Annotated in this window: 12 protein-coding genes and 1 riboswitch; all 12 genes read right to left on the minus strand. The window is 67.1% G+C overall.

Annotation, left to right across the window (positions count from 1 at the left end; all coding sequences use genetic code 11):
* Window positions 1–490: lysozyme inhibitor LprI family protein (locus M0P34_RS05545; protein WP_291497232.1), on the minus strand; the 490-nt coding region annotated here is incomplete at its 3' end.
* A gap of 1,267 nt (window positions 491–1,757) precedes the next feature.
* Window positions 1,758–2,738, minus strand: a complete 981-nt coding sequence (fliM, locus tag M0P34_RS05550) for a flagellar motor switch protein FliM (protein WP_291497235.1) — start codon at window positions 2,736–2,738, stop codon at window positions 1,758–1,760.
* A 208-nt stretch (window positions 2,739–2,946) separates the two neighbouring features.
* On the minus strand, window positions 2,947–5,454 hold the full coding sequence (locus M0P34_RS05555; protein ID WP_291497236.1) for an HD domain-containing phosphohydrolase: 2,508 nt from the start codon (window positions 5,452–5,454) through the stop codon (window positions 2,947–2,949).
* Between the two features lie 143 nt (window positions 5,455–5,597).
* Complete coding sequence (locus M0P34_RS05560; RefSeq protein WP_291497238.1) at window positions 5,598–6,311, minus strand: tetratricopeptide repeat protein; 714 nt, start codon at window positions 6,309–6,311, stop codon at window positions 5,598–5,600.
* Between the two features lie 86 nt (window positions 6,312–6,397).
* Window positions 6,398–7,999 carry a hypothetical protein gene (locus tag M0P34_RS05565; RefSeq protein WP_291497240.1) on the minus strand — a complete coding sequence of 534 codons (1,602 nt, stop codon included), beginning with the start codon at window positions 7,997–7,999 and terminating at the stop codon, window positions 6,398–6,400.
* 78 nt (window positions 8,000–8,077) lie between these two features.
* Window positions 8,078–8,740, minus strand: coding sequence for a hypothetical protein (locus M0P34_RS05570; protein WP_291497242.1), 663 nt, complete (start codon window positions 8,738–8,740; stop codon window positions 8,078–8,080).
* Complete coding sequence (locus M0P34_RS05575; RefSeq protein WP_291497244.1) at window positions 8,741–10,378, minus strand: hypothetical protein; 1,638 nt, start codon at window positions 10,376–10,378, stop codon at window positions 8,741–8,743.
* A 33-nt stretch (window positions 10,379–10,411) separates the two neighbouring features.
* Window positions 10,412–10,927 (minus strand): hypothetical protein, encoded by a 516-nt coding sequence (locus M0P34_RS05580; protein ID WP_291497245.1) that lies wholly within the window; start codon window positions 10,925–10,927, stop codon window positions 10,412–10,414.
* 16 nt (window positions 10,928–10,943) lie between these two features.
* On the minus strand, window positions 10,944–12,170 hold the full coding sequence (locus tag M0P34_RS05585) for a type II secretion system F family protein (RefSeq protein WP_291497247.1): 1,227 nt from the start codon (window positions 12,168–12,170) through the stop codon (window positions 10,944–10,946).
* Window positions 12,171–12,209: 39 nt separating this feature from the next.
* Window positions 12,210–13,859 carry a GspE/PulE family protein gene (locus M0P34_RS05590; RefSeq protein WP_291497249.1) on the minus strand — a complete coding sequence of 550 codons (1,650 nt, stop codon included), beginning with the start codon at window positions 13,857–13,859 and terminating at the stop codon, window positions 12,210–12,212.
* Between the two features lie 54 nt (window positions 13,860–13,913).
* Window positions 13,914–13,989: riboswitch (cyclic di-GMP riboswitch) on the minus strand.
* A gap of 14 nt (window positions 13,990–14,003) precedes the next feature.
* Window positions 14,004–15,716, minus strand: coding sequence for an ExeA family protein (locus M0P34_RS05595; protein WP_291497251.1), 1,713 nt, complete (start codon window positions 15,714–15,716; stop codon window positions 14,004–14,006).
* 190 nt (window positions 15,717–15,906) lie between these two features.
* Entirely contained in the window at window positions 15,907–16,389 is a 483-nt protein-coding gene (locus tag M0P34_RS05600) for a hypothetical protein (RefSeq protein WP_291497252.1), read from the minus strand.
* Between the last annotated feature and the right edge of the window lie 51 nt (window positions 16,390–16,440).

A 16,440-nucleotide genomic window follows, 5' to 3' on the forward strand; every position in this document is an offset into this window, starting at 1 on the left:
CCTCGCCCGGAGGGCCGGCCGGCCCGGCGCCGGGAAGCTCGGGAAGCGCCCCCGGCGGGCCGGGAACCAGGGCCGCGCGGTCCGCCGCCTCGCTCCGGGCCAGGGTCAGCAGGCGTTCCAGCTCCCGTGTACGGCTGGATGTCAGGAGCCGCAGGTCGCGCACGCGCTCGGCCAGCCCGGCCTGCCCCTGGGCCGGGCCAGCGGCGGCGAAGGTTTCGAAATTGTGGTCGCGGTAGGCCAGCCAGGCGCGCTGGGCGGCGCGCAGCAGCTCGGCCCCGCGGGAATCCAGGGCACCCAGGGCCTCGCGGTAGACGCGGTTCAGTTCCGCGTCGACGGCGTCCAGCAAAAGATTCTCGCAGTGAACCCTGTCCGCCGGGGACAGGTTTTCCCCGCACTCCATGTCCCCCGAAGCCGGGACAGGCGCCAGCAGCGCAAGGACGGCCAGCAGCCCGAGCAGGCCCCGGCGCAACGAGGAGGAACGCGACTTCATCGTCAAGATGTGCCACAGGGCGCACGCCCGCGCAAGGCCGTCGGAACGAATGCAGGGCAGCGCCGCCGGACGGGCGCGCCTGCGGGACGCGGCCGCGCAGGGCCGGGCGGTCCGCCGGATCGGCCTGCCGGGCGTGCTGGAAAAATCCGGCCCCACGGGCCGGTCGGTCCCGCGGAGCCGAAGAGCAGACACCGAAGACATTGCCCATGCTCCCGGACAGAAGGCTGCCCCTGTTTCCGGCTGTACACCCCTTGTTCCAACTCCGCTGGCGGCACTGCCCCCCGGCCAACGCCAGGGCGCCGCCGGGCGGATGCGGCGGCGCCGACAAACGAAGGTACGGGGAGCGAAACAGACCGGAGGGGAGCCTGCCGCCTGGCGGGGCTTCGAAGGGCAAGGCGGCGGGGAGTTCCCCAGGCCTGCCCACCGGGAGGGCAACGGCCCTGACTCCCCCTCAGGGCCGGGGCGCCGCGGAAGCGGGGGCGTCCGCCCCGCCGCCGGACGGGGACGCCGCGCCAGGGGCGGGCGCGGAGGCGGAAGGAACCAGGGGCACCCAGGGCTTCTCCTGCCCTTCCGGTTCGCCCCCGGTGCAGCGCGCGGGCCGCTCCCCGCTCCCGGGGCGCGCGCCCTTGCGCGGGGGCCTTGGGCCGGGCGCGGGCGCGGCCTCGGGCACCAGGGGCACCCAGGGCCGTTCCTCCCCGGCCTGGGCTTCCGGCACCAGGGGCACCCAGGGATCGGGATCCGGGGCCAGCGTTTCCTGTTCCACGGGCGGGCGCGGGGACGGCGCGCCGGGGTCCGCGCCCGGCGGGCGCAGGCGGAAACGCCGACGCACGGGCGCAGCGGCGGGACGAGGGCCGGCCTCGCTGTCCGGAGGGGGGGAGCCGAAGCTCGGCAGGACCGTGCCCGAGCCCCCGGCGGCGGGCGGCGCCGCGTCCCGGGCGCGGGCCGGGGCCTGGGGGGCGGGTTGCGCGGCCGGGCCGCCCGGGGCCCGGGGCGGATGCTCCGGTGCGGCCTCGCCCTGGGCCGGGCGCCCGGGCAGGACCAGCGGCGTCCAGCCGTCGGGCACCTGGGCCCCGGCGGCACAGGCCGCCAGGGCCAGCGCACAGGCCGCAACGCTCGCAATCAGGCCACGCATCGTTCTCCCCCGTTCCGCGCGCCTGCGGGCGCACGGGACTGCTCCTATGCCAATCCGCCCCCGCCGCCAAGGGGCAAAAACAAGGCGGCCGCTGCGCGGGCAGCGGCCGCCGGAAAACCGTGCGCCCCCCGCGCGCTACGCGTAGCGCGGCTCTTCCTCGCGCACCACCTGGAAAGCCTTGTTGCCCTTGACCACTCCGGGCAGGCCGTAGAACTTGCGCACGCCCTCCACCTCGGCCTCCAGCAGCTGCTCGGTGTCGGTATTCAGCAGCAGGATGTCGCCCACATCCAGGTTCAGCAGCTGGCGGCCGGTGATCTTGGTCTGGCCCAGCTCGATGATCATCTCCACCGGTGTTTCCATGAGCCGCTCCTTGAAGCGCGCGATCCAGGCATGGTCCACCTCCAGCCGCTCGGACTGGAAGGAGGCGTGCAGCTTGGAGCGGATGGGCTCCAGGGTGGCGTAGGGCAGGCAGGCGATGAGCGAGCCGATGGCGTTTTCCAGCTCCACCTCGAAGGTCACGACGATGACCACGTCCGAGGGCGGCACAATGGCCGCGAACTGCGGGTTGATCTCCGAGCGGGTCAGCTCGATGTGCACCTCGTGCACCGGGCGCCAGGCGTCCTCCATGTTGGACAGGGCGATCTTGACCACGCGGTCCACGATGGCCTGTTCGATGGGCGTGAAATCGCGGCCCTCGACCTTGGGCTGCGAGCCCGCGCCGCCGAAGAAATTCTCCACCAGCGCGAAGACCAGCCGCGAATCCACCACCAGCAGCGCGTTGCCGCGCAGGGGGTCCATCTTGAAGATGTTGATGGACGTGGGCACGGGCAGCGAGCGCATGAAGTCGCCGAACTTGGACATGTCGATGGAGATGGGGTTCAGGTCCACGCGCTTGCGCATGGCGTTGGCCAGGGCGTTGGTACACAGCCGGGCGAAACGGTCGTTGACGATCTCCAGTACCGGCATCCGGCCCCGGATGATCCGGTCCTGGTTGGCGAGGTCGAAACTGACGACCCCGGAATCGTCCTCGGGTATGTCGGCCTCGGCCTCTATTTCGCCGCCGGACAGCCCGCGCAACAACGCATCGACTTCGTCCTGGTCGAGAATCTTGCTCATGAACGCTTCCCGCGCTTGCCCCGGGCAGAATCTGCCGCCGGGGGAGGTTCAGTGCTGGGGGGCCGCCGCAGGGCGCCGCCCGGGGCTCCCCGTCCGGGACGGCCCGCGCCGAGGCGCCGCCCGCCGGAGTCCCTTCTACCGCCCGGCGGCCGCGTTGGCAATCCGGCCCCGGGCAGGCAGGACATGCAAGATGCAAACCATTCCCGGCTCAGGGCTCCCCGCCATCCGGCCCGGCCGGAAGATACCTGCGCAACAGCTCATCAAGCCGGGCCCGGGTCACGGGGCGCTCCACCGTGGTGGAAAAGCCCGCATCCAGGCTGAGGCTCGCGTCCTGGGGGATGTAGGCCAGGGTCATGGCCACCAGCGGCACGGGCCGGGCGCCGCTTTCGCGCTCCCAGGCGCGGATGGCGCGCGCGGCGGTCAGCCCGTCCATCACCGGCAGGCGCGTGGCCATGAGCACCATGTCGTAGACCTGACGGGTCACGGCGTCCACGCCCTGGCGGCCGTTGGCCGCCACGTCCAGGGTCACGTCGGTGTGCCGCAGGTGGTAGCGCAGCATCATCCGCGTGTTGGCCGAGTCGTCCACCAGCAGGATGGCCGGGCCCGGACTGCGCCGCGGGCGCACGGCGGCGCTGCCCACAAGGCACAGGGCCGGGTTCACGCCCTCGCGGAAGGTGTGGCCCTCCAGCACGGCGAAGACGGCCTCGCGCAGGGCGTTCTCCTCCACGGGCAGGGCCAGGCGCCCCTGCCCTCCGGCTCCGGTGCCCTCGCACAGCACAAGCACGCTGTAGCCCGGGAAGCCCTCCAGGGAACACAGATCCTCCAAAAGACCCGGAACGCAGAAGTCGTCGTCCACAAAGGCCAGCCGGTAGGGGTGGCAGTCGCGAAAGGCCGCCAGGAGCATCTCGCGGGCCCCCTCGGGCCCGTCCACGGCCTCGGGCCGCGCGCCCCAGCTCTCCAGCAGGGCCACAAGCCCCGACACGTCGCGCCGCGAGGCCACCAGCACCCGGCGGCCCTTGAGGGCCGGGTTCACCGTCACCGCGTCGAACTGCTGCGGGGCCAGCTCCTGCTCGGCGTAGCGCAGGAACAGCTTGGAGGACAGGAACAGGTCGTACACGTCGGGGTCGATGTGGCGGTCCTTTTTCATGAAGCCAAGGATCTTCACGGCCTGGGACAGGGGCATGGGCTTCTTGTAGGGCCGATCCTGGGCCGTCAGGGCCTCGAAGATATCGGCCACGGCCATGATCCGCGCCTGGAGCGGCAGGTTCTTCTCGTCCAGGCCGTCGGGGTAGCCGCTGCCGTCGAGCTTTTCATGGTGCCCGGCAGCGTATTCGGGCACGCGCGCCAGCTTCTTGGGGAAAGGCAGCTCCGAGAGCATCCGCCCGGTAACGCGGGCGTGGTTCTCGATGATCGCCCGTTCGGTGTCGGTCAGGGTGCCCTTGCGGATGCACAGGTTGGCCACCTCGTCCTCGGTGAGCAGGCGCCGGGGCTGGCCGTCGACATCGAAGGTCCGCGCGCCGATGGTCCGCACGCGCTCGCGGCGCTCGTCGCTCATGAACTCGCCCGGCTCGTTGCAGCCGATGACAAAGGCCCGGTCCTCCTCCAGGGCCCGTAGCGCCTCGGCCAGGGCCCGGTCCTCGTCCTGCGCGGCCTGGGCCGGGGCGCCGCCCTCCAGGAGGGCGACCTTGCGCTCCAGGCTGCGGGTTCGCAGCACCTGGGCCGCCAGGTCGAAACGCTGCTGCACGAGGTCCACGCGGTCATAGATGGTCTGGAGTTTCGACGCCTTGTCCACCACCCACTCGGGGGTGGTGATCTTGCCGATGTCGTGCAGCCAGGCCGCCAGCTTGAGTTCCTCCAGCTCGTCCTCGTTGAAATGCACCTCCGCGAAGGGCCCTTCGTCCGTCTCGTTGATGCGCCGGGCGATCATCATGGTGATGTCCACCACGCGGTTGATATGCCCGCCGGTGTAGGGCGACTTTTCCTCGATGGCGTTGGCGATGGATTTGATGAAGGCGTAGAAGAGATCCTTGAGATCCTGGATCAGGCGCGTCTTGGTCAGCGCGGCGGCGGCCTGGGAGGCCAGGGAGGCCACAAGCCCCACGCGGTCGTCGGCGAACTCGCCCACCTCCCCGCCCCGGGCCACGTCCTGGGCGTTGAGCAGCTGCAACACGCCGATCACGTCGTTCTCATGGTTGCGCAGGGGGATGACCAGCATGGACTTGGAGCGGTAGCCCGTGGCCTGGTCGTACTTGCGCGGGCCGGTGAAGTCGAACTCCTCGGACTCGTAAACGTCGGCAATGTTGATGATGTCGCCGGTCAGGGCCACATAGGAGGAGACGTTGGCGTGGTTGGGTTCGCCGTCCACATCCAGCGGCACAGGAGGCAGGGTGACGGGCACGCCCGATGTTCCGCCCATGCGCGTCTTCATGGTGTCGTTGTGCAGGATGGCGAAGTCCAGGTGGGTCCGCTCGGCGTTGACCAGATACAGAGTTCCCGCGTCGGCGTCGGTGATTTCGCGCGCCTCGTGGACGATCATCTCCAGCAGCCGGGCCACGTTGTCCTCGCCCGACAGGGCCATGCCGATTTCGGCATACTTGCCCAGATGATAGAGCTGGAAGGCCGACAGCGCGGCCTCGGGCCGCCCGGCGCGCGCCGCCCCGTCCGCTGCCTTGTTCCCGCGCCCCTTGTCCCCGCGATCCTCATCCCGCCCGGCCATATCCGCCCCCTCGACAGTCGTCCCCGTTCACGACACCCGCCAACAAGACAAGTATATCCCTATCCGGCGCAAGTGCAAAGAATCAACGAAAAAAGCGGGCCGGGAGTGCCCTCCCGGCCCGCTGCGGCGACATATGCGACATGCTAGAGTTGACCCAGCGCCTTGCCGAGCTTCACCACGCGGTCGTTGGTGGGGTAGCGGTCGATGAGCTTGCGGTAGATGACCACGGCCTCATCGCGCTTGCCCTGGCCGAGCAAGGCGTACACGAGGTTGATGTTACTGACGTAGTCCGAGGCGCGGATGGCCACGGCACGGCGGAAGAAGCCCTCCGCCTCGGCGTAGCGTTTCTCGCGCAGGGCCAGGTAGCCCTCCCATTTGTAGGCCGTGGCGCTTTCCTGCTTGCCGATCTCGCGGGACATGGAGTCCAGGATCTCCCGCGACTGCCCGCCGTCGCCCCGGCGCGTGGCCTGGACCAGGGTCCGCTCCAGCGCCAGAACGCTTTCGTTCTGTTTGGCGCGCTGGGCGAAGTGCTGCTCCAGGGCCCGCGAGGGCTTGGAAAGGTCGATGGCCTTGGGCTTCTCCGGCTCGGGCTCACGATACAGCCGCTGCTGCACGATGGGCGCCTGGGTGACCGCCGGAGCGAGCTGGGCGACCTCCGTCGGCTTTTCCTCCGCCGGGGTCGCGGCCTCTTCCACGGTTTTTTCGACAACCGCCTGGCGCTCGCCGGCCGCGCTTTGCACCGGGTCCTCCGGCAAGGCCAGCTGCGTGACCTCGCGTTGGACGAAGTACAGCCCGGAACCGGCCAGTACGACGAACACCAGCAGGAACAGCAGGCCCCTGAGGAAGAGCTTGCTCATCCTCGGAGCAACCGCCTGAGGCGCCTGGCGGGAATTCCGCTCGGCCTCCTCCCGTTTCAGTTGCTGCAGGCTGCGGTAGATGACGCTCATTGGACCACCTTGATATTCATGACCACGACCAGTTCGCGGACGGCATCAGTCTCGACGCGGGTCTTGAAGAGCCATCCGAGGATCGGGATGTCACCGGCAAGGGGAACGCCGGTGTCTTCCTTGTCCGTGTTCTTGTCGATGAGGCCACCCAGGATGATGGTGTCGCCGTCGTTCACGCGGGCCGTGGTCACGACGTTCTTCACGTCCACCCGGGGCAGGGTCAGCTTGTCGCCCGCGCTGGTGACTTCCACCAGGGCGAGGCTGGTTTCCTGGACCTCGCTCTTGATGGGGAAGATCTGCAGGTCGACCTTGTTGTCGTCGCTCACATAGGCCAGCACGCCGAGCATCACGCCGTCGAAGACCGAGGCGGTGTTCACCGTGAAGGTCACGTTGCCGGCGTCGTCCACGTCGCGCTCGATGCCCGAGACATACTGGCGGGAGCTGCCGGCGGTGAAGAGCGCGGGCTGGCCGTGCTTGGCGCGCACATGCGGGTTGGCCACGACCTTCACGCCGCCGAAGGTCTGCATGGCCTCCAGGGCCGCGCTGAAGGCGTCGTCGCCCTTGCGGAAGCCGGTGATGGTGGCGGCGGTGTTGTTGTCGGCGAAGGTGCGGTTGCCGATGGCGGTGGAGCCGCGCTGCAGCCAGCTCATCGTCGTGGTGGCGTCACCCCAGGCCATGCGCTGGGCAACCCAGGAGAAGTCGATGCCGAAGCGGAATTCGTCGGAAAGACGCACTTCCATGATCCGCGCATCGATGACCACCTGGCGCGAGAGCTTGGTCTTCAGGTTGTTGAGCATCTGCGCGACGGCCCGCAGCTTGCCGGGGGTCGAGCGCACATACAGGGCGCCGGTGAGCGGATCCAGGGCGAAGTAGCCCGGGTTATCGGGCTCCTCGCCGGTGGTGGACTGCTCGCCGAAGGCGCTCTCCTCGGACAGGATGGAGTCAACGCTCTTGAGCACCTGCCCATAGATGGACTCGTCCCTGAAGGCACCGCTCAGGGTGTTGGCCACCGAGAAGGTGCCCGAAAGCTGGCCCTGGCCGGACAGCGCGCTGCCGAAGATGTCGCCGCCGCTGGCCGAGGCCACCTCGGCGTTGGTGTTCACGAAGTCGAGGTAGAAGACCTTTTCGGCGAAGCGCGACACCATCAGGATGTTGTCGTTGACTTCCCAGGCCAGGTCGTAGGCGGCCAGGAGCTTTTCCACCACCAGCGCGCTGGAGGCGTCCTCGAAGCTGATGGTCACCCGGTTGTCCAGGCTGATGCCCGGCTCGATGACCAGGTTCAGCCCCGCGTTGCGGGCGACGATGTACAGGATGTTATGGAGGGTTTCCTCCTGGACGCTGATGGAGATGGTGGTCTCCTCCAGGGGGTTGAACTCGGGCAGCACCGGCTCGATGATGCCTTCGTCCACGGCGGCGGTCCGCTCAAGATGCTGCGCCTCCTGGGCGCGCAACTTGGTGAACTGCTCGTCCTCCTTCCTGAGCTGCTTGTAGAGCGCGTCGTAGTTCAGGCTGCTCTCAAGCTGTTTCGTCGCCTTCTGGCAGGCCGCCAGGGAAAGCGCCAGAACAATGAAACCGATGTAGACAAGACTCCTGCGCATATGTCGCCCCTTTTCCTTCCAGTTCCCCCAAGGGGAGTGGCCCTGTTTGCTTGCGGATATGGCCATGTCGCCCTCTCGTTACTGCTGCTGCCCCATCTGCTGGAGAACCTGCAGCGCCTGGTCCGGGGTCAGGTCCGGAGGCAGGTTGTCCAGGTCGACAGCGGGGCCCTGCGCCGCGGGAGCGGCTTCACCCTCAGTTCCGGCCTCGGCCTCGGCCGAGCGGCGCACGCCGGGCTCGCCGGCGACCTTTTTCAGCTCCACGCGGTACGTCGGCATCCACTCGATGCGCTCCGTCTCGCCGCCCTTGCCCAGGGTCACGCCGTCGGCGTCGATCCCCTGGAGCACACGCCCGTCGGGCAGCTCCGCCCCCTCGCGATACACCACCCCGTTCAGGATGGCGTATTTCGCGGGCGGCCCCAGGAACAGCGCGCTCAGGCTCAAGGCGGCGTAGCGTTCGGAATCGTCCAGAACCTCGGGGTCGAGGACCACCAGGGTGGGGTCGACCTTCTCCACGGCTCCGTAGTTGGGAATTTTCTTCGTCAGCGCGCCCACGGCCTCCCGGATGGTCTGCGCGACCTCGTCCGGGGGCAGGGCCACCTCTTTGGGCGCCAGCCGCTCGGCGATGCCGGACTGCTGGGGTACGTCGATCCGCTGGTTGGCATACAGCCAGGCGGCCGTGACCACGACGACCACCGCGTAGGCGATCCAGCGGACCAGAATGCTTCTCCTGCCCGGGTGCATTTAGTCCCCCTTCTTCTTCAACGGCCACAGGGCGTTGAGCGAGTAGTAGTTGCCTTCCAGCCCAAGGTCGATCTGTTTGGATTGGATCGTGAATCCCTGGCGCTCCAGGCTGCTGACGAACTTCACGAACCCGTGCTGGGCCGTGGAGATATCCATTTCCACCTGCCCCTCCAGGCGCACGGAGACCCCTTCGGGCGCGTAGGCGAACTCGAGTCCGTCCACACGCAGATAGTCCGGGCGCAGGGAGGACAGGTAGTTCCACATCTCGCCCAGGGGCGGCGACAGGGCGGCGGTGCGCAGCTCCGAGGCCGTCTGCATGGCGCTGCCCACATCCTCGAAGGTCAGCTGCGCGGAACGGGCCTGCAACTGCGACTCCAGGGCGCCGTTGGAGGACTGCATCGCCGCCAGGCGCTGCATGACCTCGCCCTTGGCCGACGCGACGTAGCCATAGCCAACGAAGGCCACCAGGGCCGCAGCCAGCATGGCCGCCCAGACGTACTTCTCGGCCAGCTCCAGGGGCCGCAGCAGCCGCTCCTCGCGCGGGCCGAGGATGGCCGACATGGGCGCATCCTGCACGGCCTCGGGCAACGCCGACCAGACCGTCTCGCCGCCGTGCTGCAGGCGGTGGACCGGATAGGGCACCAGGGGAATCTCCACGTCCGGGCGCGGCAGATTCAAGGTGTTGGTCAGGCCCTCGATCCAGTTGATGTGGCTGACGCGCTGGCCCAGGTTCTTTTCCAGGGCCGCCACGTCCTGCTCCAGGGCGAAGATGCCCTCGACCAGGGCATCGCCGTCATCGCCCACCAGGGTGTAGCGCCGCGAAAGGTAGACTTCGCCGTTCTTGCCCGCGACCATGACGATGGCCCCGGGAATATGCAGGGCCAGGACATGGGCGCCCCGCCCGTGGCGCTTGAGCAGGCCGTAAAGCAGGGAGACGGTGTCCAGGATCACGAAGCCCTGGGGGTAGCCGGCGTAGGATTCGCTGACGCCCACGAAGCGGTCGCGCGGCAGGATCTCGTAGAACACGCTGATCTGGCCGCCTTCGAGCTTGCGCTTGGAGAAGACGTGCAGGATGCCCTCGGAAGACAGCTCACCCGCCTCTTCGAGCTGCTTGCGCGCCAGCACCTCGGCGTATTTGGCCTCGGTGTTGAGCGTCAGGATGCCCATGCCCGGGGAATCGGCGTAATCGGTGAGATACTTGAAATAGCGGCCGATGCCGCCCACCTCGTCGATGGGCTCCACCCCGCGCGGCGAGACGAGCATCTTGCGGCCATGCAGGCTGAACACGAACGCCTGGAAGCCGGAGGTCTTCGTGCGCCAGCCCCAATCGGCGGCGTAGTCGGCCTCGGGGTCCACATAGCTCTCGCGCATCAGCCGGGACGCGGCCTGGGGCCTGGTCGGCTGCGGAGCGGGCGTCTCGTCCACCTCGGGCTCCCCGGCTTCGAGGGTCTCGGCCTCGACCTCGGGGATGTCATACTCCCCGGCCTGGGCGGGCGCTTCGTCCGCCTGGGCCCCGGGCGCTCCCTGGCCTTCGATTTCCCAGGAAACGTCTTCGAGTTCCAGCTCGGGAACGTCCCTCCCCTGCGCGGCGGAACCGGGGGTGCCGGGCACAGTGGGTTTTTTCCGATCTTCGGTCATGCTTTACCCCGCTTCATATTCGTGAAACGAAACCTATTCCGCAGACTTGGGAATGAGGAACGCTCCGCGTATGGTCGTGTCGAACTTCTGCACCGGGGCCAGGCCCGCCGCCACGCCCGCAGCCGCCTCGCCCGGAGCGGACTCGCCCGCAGTCACGGGCTGGCCGTCCTGGCCCACCACCACCCGCGAAAGCCGGAGCATCTCGGGCTTGAAATAGTACCCGGGGTCGTCCTTGAGGCGGTTGGAGGACAGGATGAGCAGGCGCTCAACGTCCTTCCAGTCCAGGGCCTTGGACACGCTCAGGGGGAAGCGCGTCCAGTCGCCGGGCTTGAGATTCACGCTCTGGAGCTCGCCCCACAGGCTGTTGACGGCGGCCACCCGCTGCTCCTGGGTGTCGTAGTCGCGCGCCAGGCGCTCGTAGTCGCCGCGCTCCTGCTGGAGCGCGATGAGCTGGGTTTTGGCCGTGTTGTACTCGCCCAGAGACTGGAAGAGCAGGACGGCCCCGGCGGCGAAGGCCACGCAAACCACTATACTGACAAGCCAACGCATAACTGCTCTGCCCCCTTTATCCGAGTTGGCCCATCATCTCGTAGATGGGCAGCATGAGTCCCGCAAAGATAGCGCCGAACATGACGCCCATGATGACCAGCATCAGGGGCTCCAGGGTCTTGCCCAGGACCTCGACCATGCCGTCGAGCTTCTGGCGATATATCTCGGCCACATAGCTGGTCTGCTCCTCGATGCGCCCGGTCTGCTCGCCCACGGAGACCATGCGCACCGCGAAGGGATGCAGTGCCTCGGCCTGGCGCATGGAGTCGGACAGCGGGTTGCCGTTCTTCACGGAGTCCTGCACCAGGATCAGCCGTCCCTTGTAGACGAGGTTCTCGATGGAGTCGGTGATGATCTCCAGGGTACGCACGACACCCACACCCGCGCCCACCAGGATGCCCAGATATTCGGAGATGCGGGCGTTGGTGGACAGGTGGATGATGTTGCTGAGCACCGGGATGTGCAGCATCACCCAATCCGTGCGGTAGTGGAACCAGGTGCTGCGCCGCCGGAAGAAGCCGACCAGGAACACAAAGGCGATAAAACCCAGGATGCTCCAACCGAAATAGTTCTGGAACCAGTTGGAGATCTCCATGAGCACCCTGGTGGGCCAGGGGATGGCCACCTTCATGTCCATGAACAGGGCCAGGATCTTGGGCACGACCACATAGAACCAGAAGGCGCAGGCGGCCACGACCACGGTGAGGATGAAGGCCGGGTAGACCAGAGCCCGCTTGGTGCCGCTGACGATCTGCTCGACGTGCTCCAGGTGCTTGGCGGATTTCGCGCACATCTTGTCCAGCATGCCCGTCTCTTCGCCGATGCGGCACATGTACTGGACCAGCGGGTTGAAAACCTTGGGATGGCGCGACAGGGCCTCACCGAAGGTCTGACCGCTTTCGATGTCGGTGCGCATGAACTTGAGGGTCATCAGGAGCATCGGATTCTTGATCTCCTGCATGATCTCTTCCATGGCCGAAAGCACGGGCACGCCCGCGCCAAGCAGCATGGCCATGTTGTTGAAGAATTCGGCGAGCTCCGGGCGCTTGACGCGGGTGAAACCCTGGGTCACCACGCGGGTCAGCCAGGACATGGCCGCGCCGAGCCGGTGGATGTCGATGACCACCCCGCCCTGGCGCTCCAGATAGCGGATCGCCGGAGGGTTGTCGTTGAAGGGCAACTCCACGACGCCCCGGTCGATGCGCCCGTTGGCTGTTAGCAGCTTGAATCTGAAGAATGCCATGGCTGTCGTCCGTGGTTTGCCTGCCGGCCCGGGGCCGGGTTAGTACCGGGTCTTGCCCAGCACGCGCTGGATTTCCTCGACCGTCGTCACGCCCTGCTGGACCTTGATGACCGCCACGTCGTACATGTTGCGGAAGCCCTTGCGCCTCACCATGTCCTCGAGCTGGGTCAGCTCGATGTCCTTCTCCATAGCCTGGCGCACCTCGCGATCGACCACCAGTATCTCGTAGATGAGCGTCCGGCCGATGTAGCCGGTGTGGTTGCAGGCGTCGCAGCCCTCGCCCTTGTAGAGGGTATCCACGTTCACGCCGAGATACTTCCGCTCGTCGGCGTCGGCGCGGTAGGCCACCTTGCAGTGCGGGCAGATGGTGCGCACCAGGCGCTGGCTGACCACGCCGATGAGGCTCTCGGAGAGCATCTGGGTGTCCATGCCCAGGCCCTGCAGCCGCGGCAGGGCGCCGATGGCCGTGTTGGCGTGCAGGGTGGAGAGCACGAGGTGGCCGGTGGTGGCCGCCGTGAGCGCCGTGGAGGCCGTCTCCTGGTCGCGCATTTCGCCGATGAGGATCACGTCGGGGTCATGGCGCAGGAAGTGGCGCATGGCGTTGGAGAAATCGTAGCCCGCGGTCTCGTTGACCTGGGTCTGCCGCGCCAGGGGAACCACATATTCGATGGGGTTTTCCACCGTGAGCACGTTCTTGCCCAGCAGGTCCAGCGAGGTCAGGCCCGCCACCAGGGTGGTGGACTTGCCCGAGCCGGTGGGGCCGGTGAGCAGCAGGATGCCGAAGGGCTCGTCGAAGATGCGCGCGAGGATGCTCACGTCCTCCTGGAGGAAGCCCAGGGCCGGGAAGCTGAAGCTCGCGCGCTCCTGGGAGAGCAGGCGCATGACGATGTTCTCGCCAAAGGGGGTGACGATGGACGAGACGCGGATGTCGTAGCGCCGTTCCAGCAGGTTGGCCGTCCAGCGGCCGTCCTGGGGCAGGCGCTGCTCGGCGATGTCCATGCCCGCCTGGAGCTTGATGGCCGTGGCCAGCCGCGAAAGCTGCGGCGGCAGGAAGGCCACGTTGACCATCACGCCGTCGACCCGGTAGGCCACGGCGATGCCGTGGGACATGGGCCGCAGGTGCACGTCGGTGGCGCGCTGCTTCACGGCCAGCAGCAGAATGTAGTTGATCAGCGCGTCGGGGCTCACGGTGCGGCTGGTGTCGGCGGCGATGATGCCGACCTCGCGCTGCATGAGCTTCTCGACGGGGTTGTCCAGGAAGTAGAAGAAGTTGTAGATCGACGAGACAACCCGCGACTCTTCGGCCATCACATAATGCGGGCGCATGCCCGTGGCGCGCAGGATGAACTGGTCGAGCTTGGGGTCGGGGATGTCGGAAATGGCGGCGACGACCTCGCCCTCGGCGGTCTGGCCGTAGGGGAACACCCGCTGGGCGAGGCAGGCGTTGCGGTTGAAGCGTTTGAGAAGCTGGAAGTCGGGCTGGACGCTGTCGAGCTTGACGTAGTCGATGCCAAGCTGCTGGGCCACCGTGTAGACGAGGTCGTACTCGGAAACCAGGCCCGTGCGGGTCAGCACCTGGCCCAGCTTTTCCTTTGTCACCCGCTGCACCTGCAAGGCGTAGCGGATGTGCTCGTCACCGATGTAGCCTTTTTCCCGCAGAAGGTCGCCGATTCGAATTGGAGCAGCCATGTGGTCCACCTGACTTCGGAATTACGCCGAAGCGCGATTGCGCCCGGTGCGTCCTTCGGTGGCCCGGCCGTCTGCGAGAGACCCGTGGGCTTTCCGTCCCCTCCTCGCGGAGGGTTTGGCGTTTCGGGAACGCGCCTGTTCGCGTCAACCCTGCTTCGACATGACGTTCAACCAAAAAACAGTCTCCGGGTCGGGCCACATGGTGCGCTTGAGCTTCATGTCTTTCTGGAAGCTGTTGATCGCGCGCCACGTCACCGGGCCGACCATCCCATCGTCCGGGCCCCAGTAGTACCCCAGCCGCTTGAGCATTCTTTGCAGCGCCAGGATATTCTCGTTCCGGTAGCCGTAGTAGAAATCCTGCACCACGAAGGGAGGCTCCCAGAGCACCAGCCACGAAGGGCTCTCGGCGGCTGCATCGCTCCAGGGGAGGGCCGCAAAGGGAACTCCCTCCTCCTTGGGCAGCCTGTCCAGCCGCAGCAGCTGCAAGCGCTGGGGCAAGACGTTTTCAAACAGTACGAGTTCGCGTCTCTGCAAGGCCGCCGCCAGATCCCCCGCCTTCCCTTCCAGCCCAAAGGGTTTCAGGAAGGCCATCATCTCCTGCGTTGGCGCCGGAGCTTGCAGCGAACCGTCTGCATTTGCCAAGTCTGTCTCAGGTTTGGAAATTCCTGTCAAGGAGTTATTTCCCTGTGTCGTGCCTGCAGAATCCGCAACAGCGCTCTGCTGCGTTGCATTTTCCGCGACGGCAACTTTTTGTGTCTCTGTGGCAGGAGCTTGTGTGGAAGGTGCCGGGGATGCATTGTTGCTGTCGTCTTTGCGCCCAGCATCATCTGCGGACGCGACAGCCTGCGGCTGTGAAGGCGCGTCCTGCGCGGCGCCGCGGGCGAGATACGCCTCCACGGCCAGCCCGAGGGGGCTGCGGGCGCCCCCGGCCCCGGGGACCCACGGCGCAACCAGCCCCGCGAAGACCACAAGCACCACTGCGGCCGCCACAAGCCGCACGGCCCGGCGCCGCCGTGCGGCAAGGCGCGCGGCCACATCGATCTGGCAGGAGGCGATCTCGTCCACCGCGGCGCGCAACACGCGCGGGGTGAGCTCGCGATCCCCGAAGGCCAGGGCCGCATAGAGGCTGCGCTCCATGATCAGGTTGATCATGCGCGTATTGCCCTCGGTGGCCATGTGCAAAAGCTTGAGCGGCGCCTTGGCGATGCGCAGCTGCGACCCGGCGGCGGCCAGCTTGAAATTCACATAGCGCCCGGTCTCCTCTGCGGTGAAGGCCTGCAATTCGCGGTAGATGGTGATGCGGCTGCGCAGTTGGCGCAGCTTGGGCTCGTCCATGCGCTCCTTGAGCTCGGGCTGGCCGACCATCAGGATCTGCACCAGTTTGCGACCGCTGGCCTCCAGGTTGGAGAGCATCCGCAGGGCTTCCATGGCTGGCAGGGACAGGTTGTGGGCCTCGTCCACGATGATGGCGCAGTTGCGGTCGGCGGCGTTCTGTTCCACCAGGAAACCCTGGAGCAGCTCCACGAGCTGGGCGACGTTGGCCTCGCGCGGGGCTTCGAGCCCGAAATCGCGGGCAATGGCGTGCAGCAGCTCCTCCTTGTTGAGCATGGTATTGAATATCCAGGAGGTCACTAGCTGCTCGCCCTCCAGGCGGCGCAGGAGCTGGTAGAGCAGCGAAGTCTTGCCCACGCCGACCTCGCCGCTCAAGACCAGGAATCCCTTGCGCGACAGGATGCCGAAGGCCAGCTCGTCGAGAATCTGCTTGGTGGTCTCGGTGTGGAAATAGCCCGGTGTGTCGGCGGCCATGGAGAACGGATTGTGCTTCAGGCCCAGCACGTCGAAGACATCATTGGTCAAGGCTGTACTCCTTGTGTTCCATCTCTCCCAGTCCATACCGTCATTCATCGGCCATGACAATATGTTCCGGACACAGCGGAGCAGTTCTGAAATCCCCGCCCACCCCAGGCGCCCGCTGCGGAGGGGACGCCAAAAGAAAGAGACCCGGCCGGGGCCGGGTCTCTTGAAAGCGACCTGAAACTGAAGAGGATCAGTAGTCCAGGATGATGCCGACGGTCTGGCACAGCGCCTGGTTGCTGGTCTGGGAAACGGCTTCGCGCCAGGCGGTGGCTTCAATAGCAGCCCCGGCGGCCAGCTGGGCGCCACCGTTGCGCAGGTAGCCAGCGCCCAGGCCGACGCAGCTGCCCGCCAGGCCGTCGTTACGAGCGTCGACGGCGGTGTCGATGCCCTGGGCAACGTCGGTGGGCACGTTGTAGAACACGATCACGTTGCGCTGAAGCACACGGCCACCGATGGTCAGGTTCAGGGCCACGAGGTCAACCGACACGACGGTGGGGCCAGCGTATTCGCCGTCCACCTGGGCCTGCCAGGGGTTCATCACGTTGGTGCCGCCCGTCGCGTCGCCCTTGCACATGGCGTTGTTGTTGGGGATGCTGTAGCCGGTCACGGTGCCCGCGCCAGCGGTGCGGTCGATCAGCTTGGACTTGACGATGGAGCACAGATCGACGCCCACGGCCTCGACAGCATCCTTGATGGCTTCCGTACGGCCATCAAGCCCGCCGTC

The organism is Desulfocurvus sp. (assembly GCF_023230885.1).
Lineage (GTDB): Bacteria > Desulfobacterota > Desulfovibrionia > Desulfovibrionales > Desulfovibrionaceae > Desulfocurvus.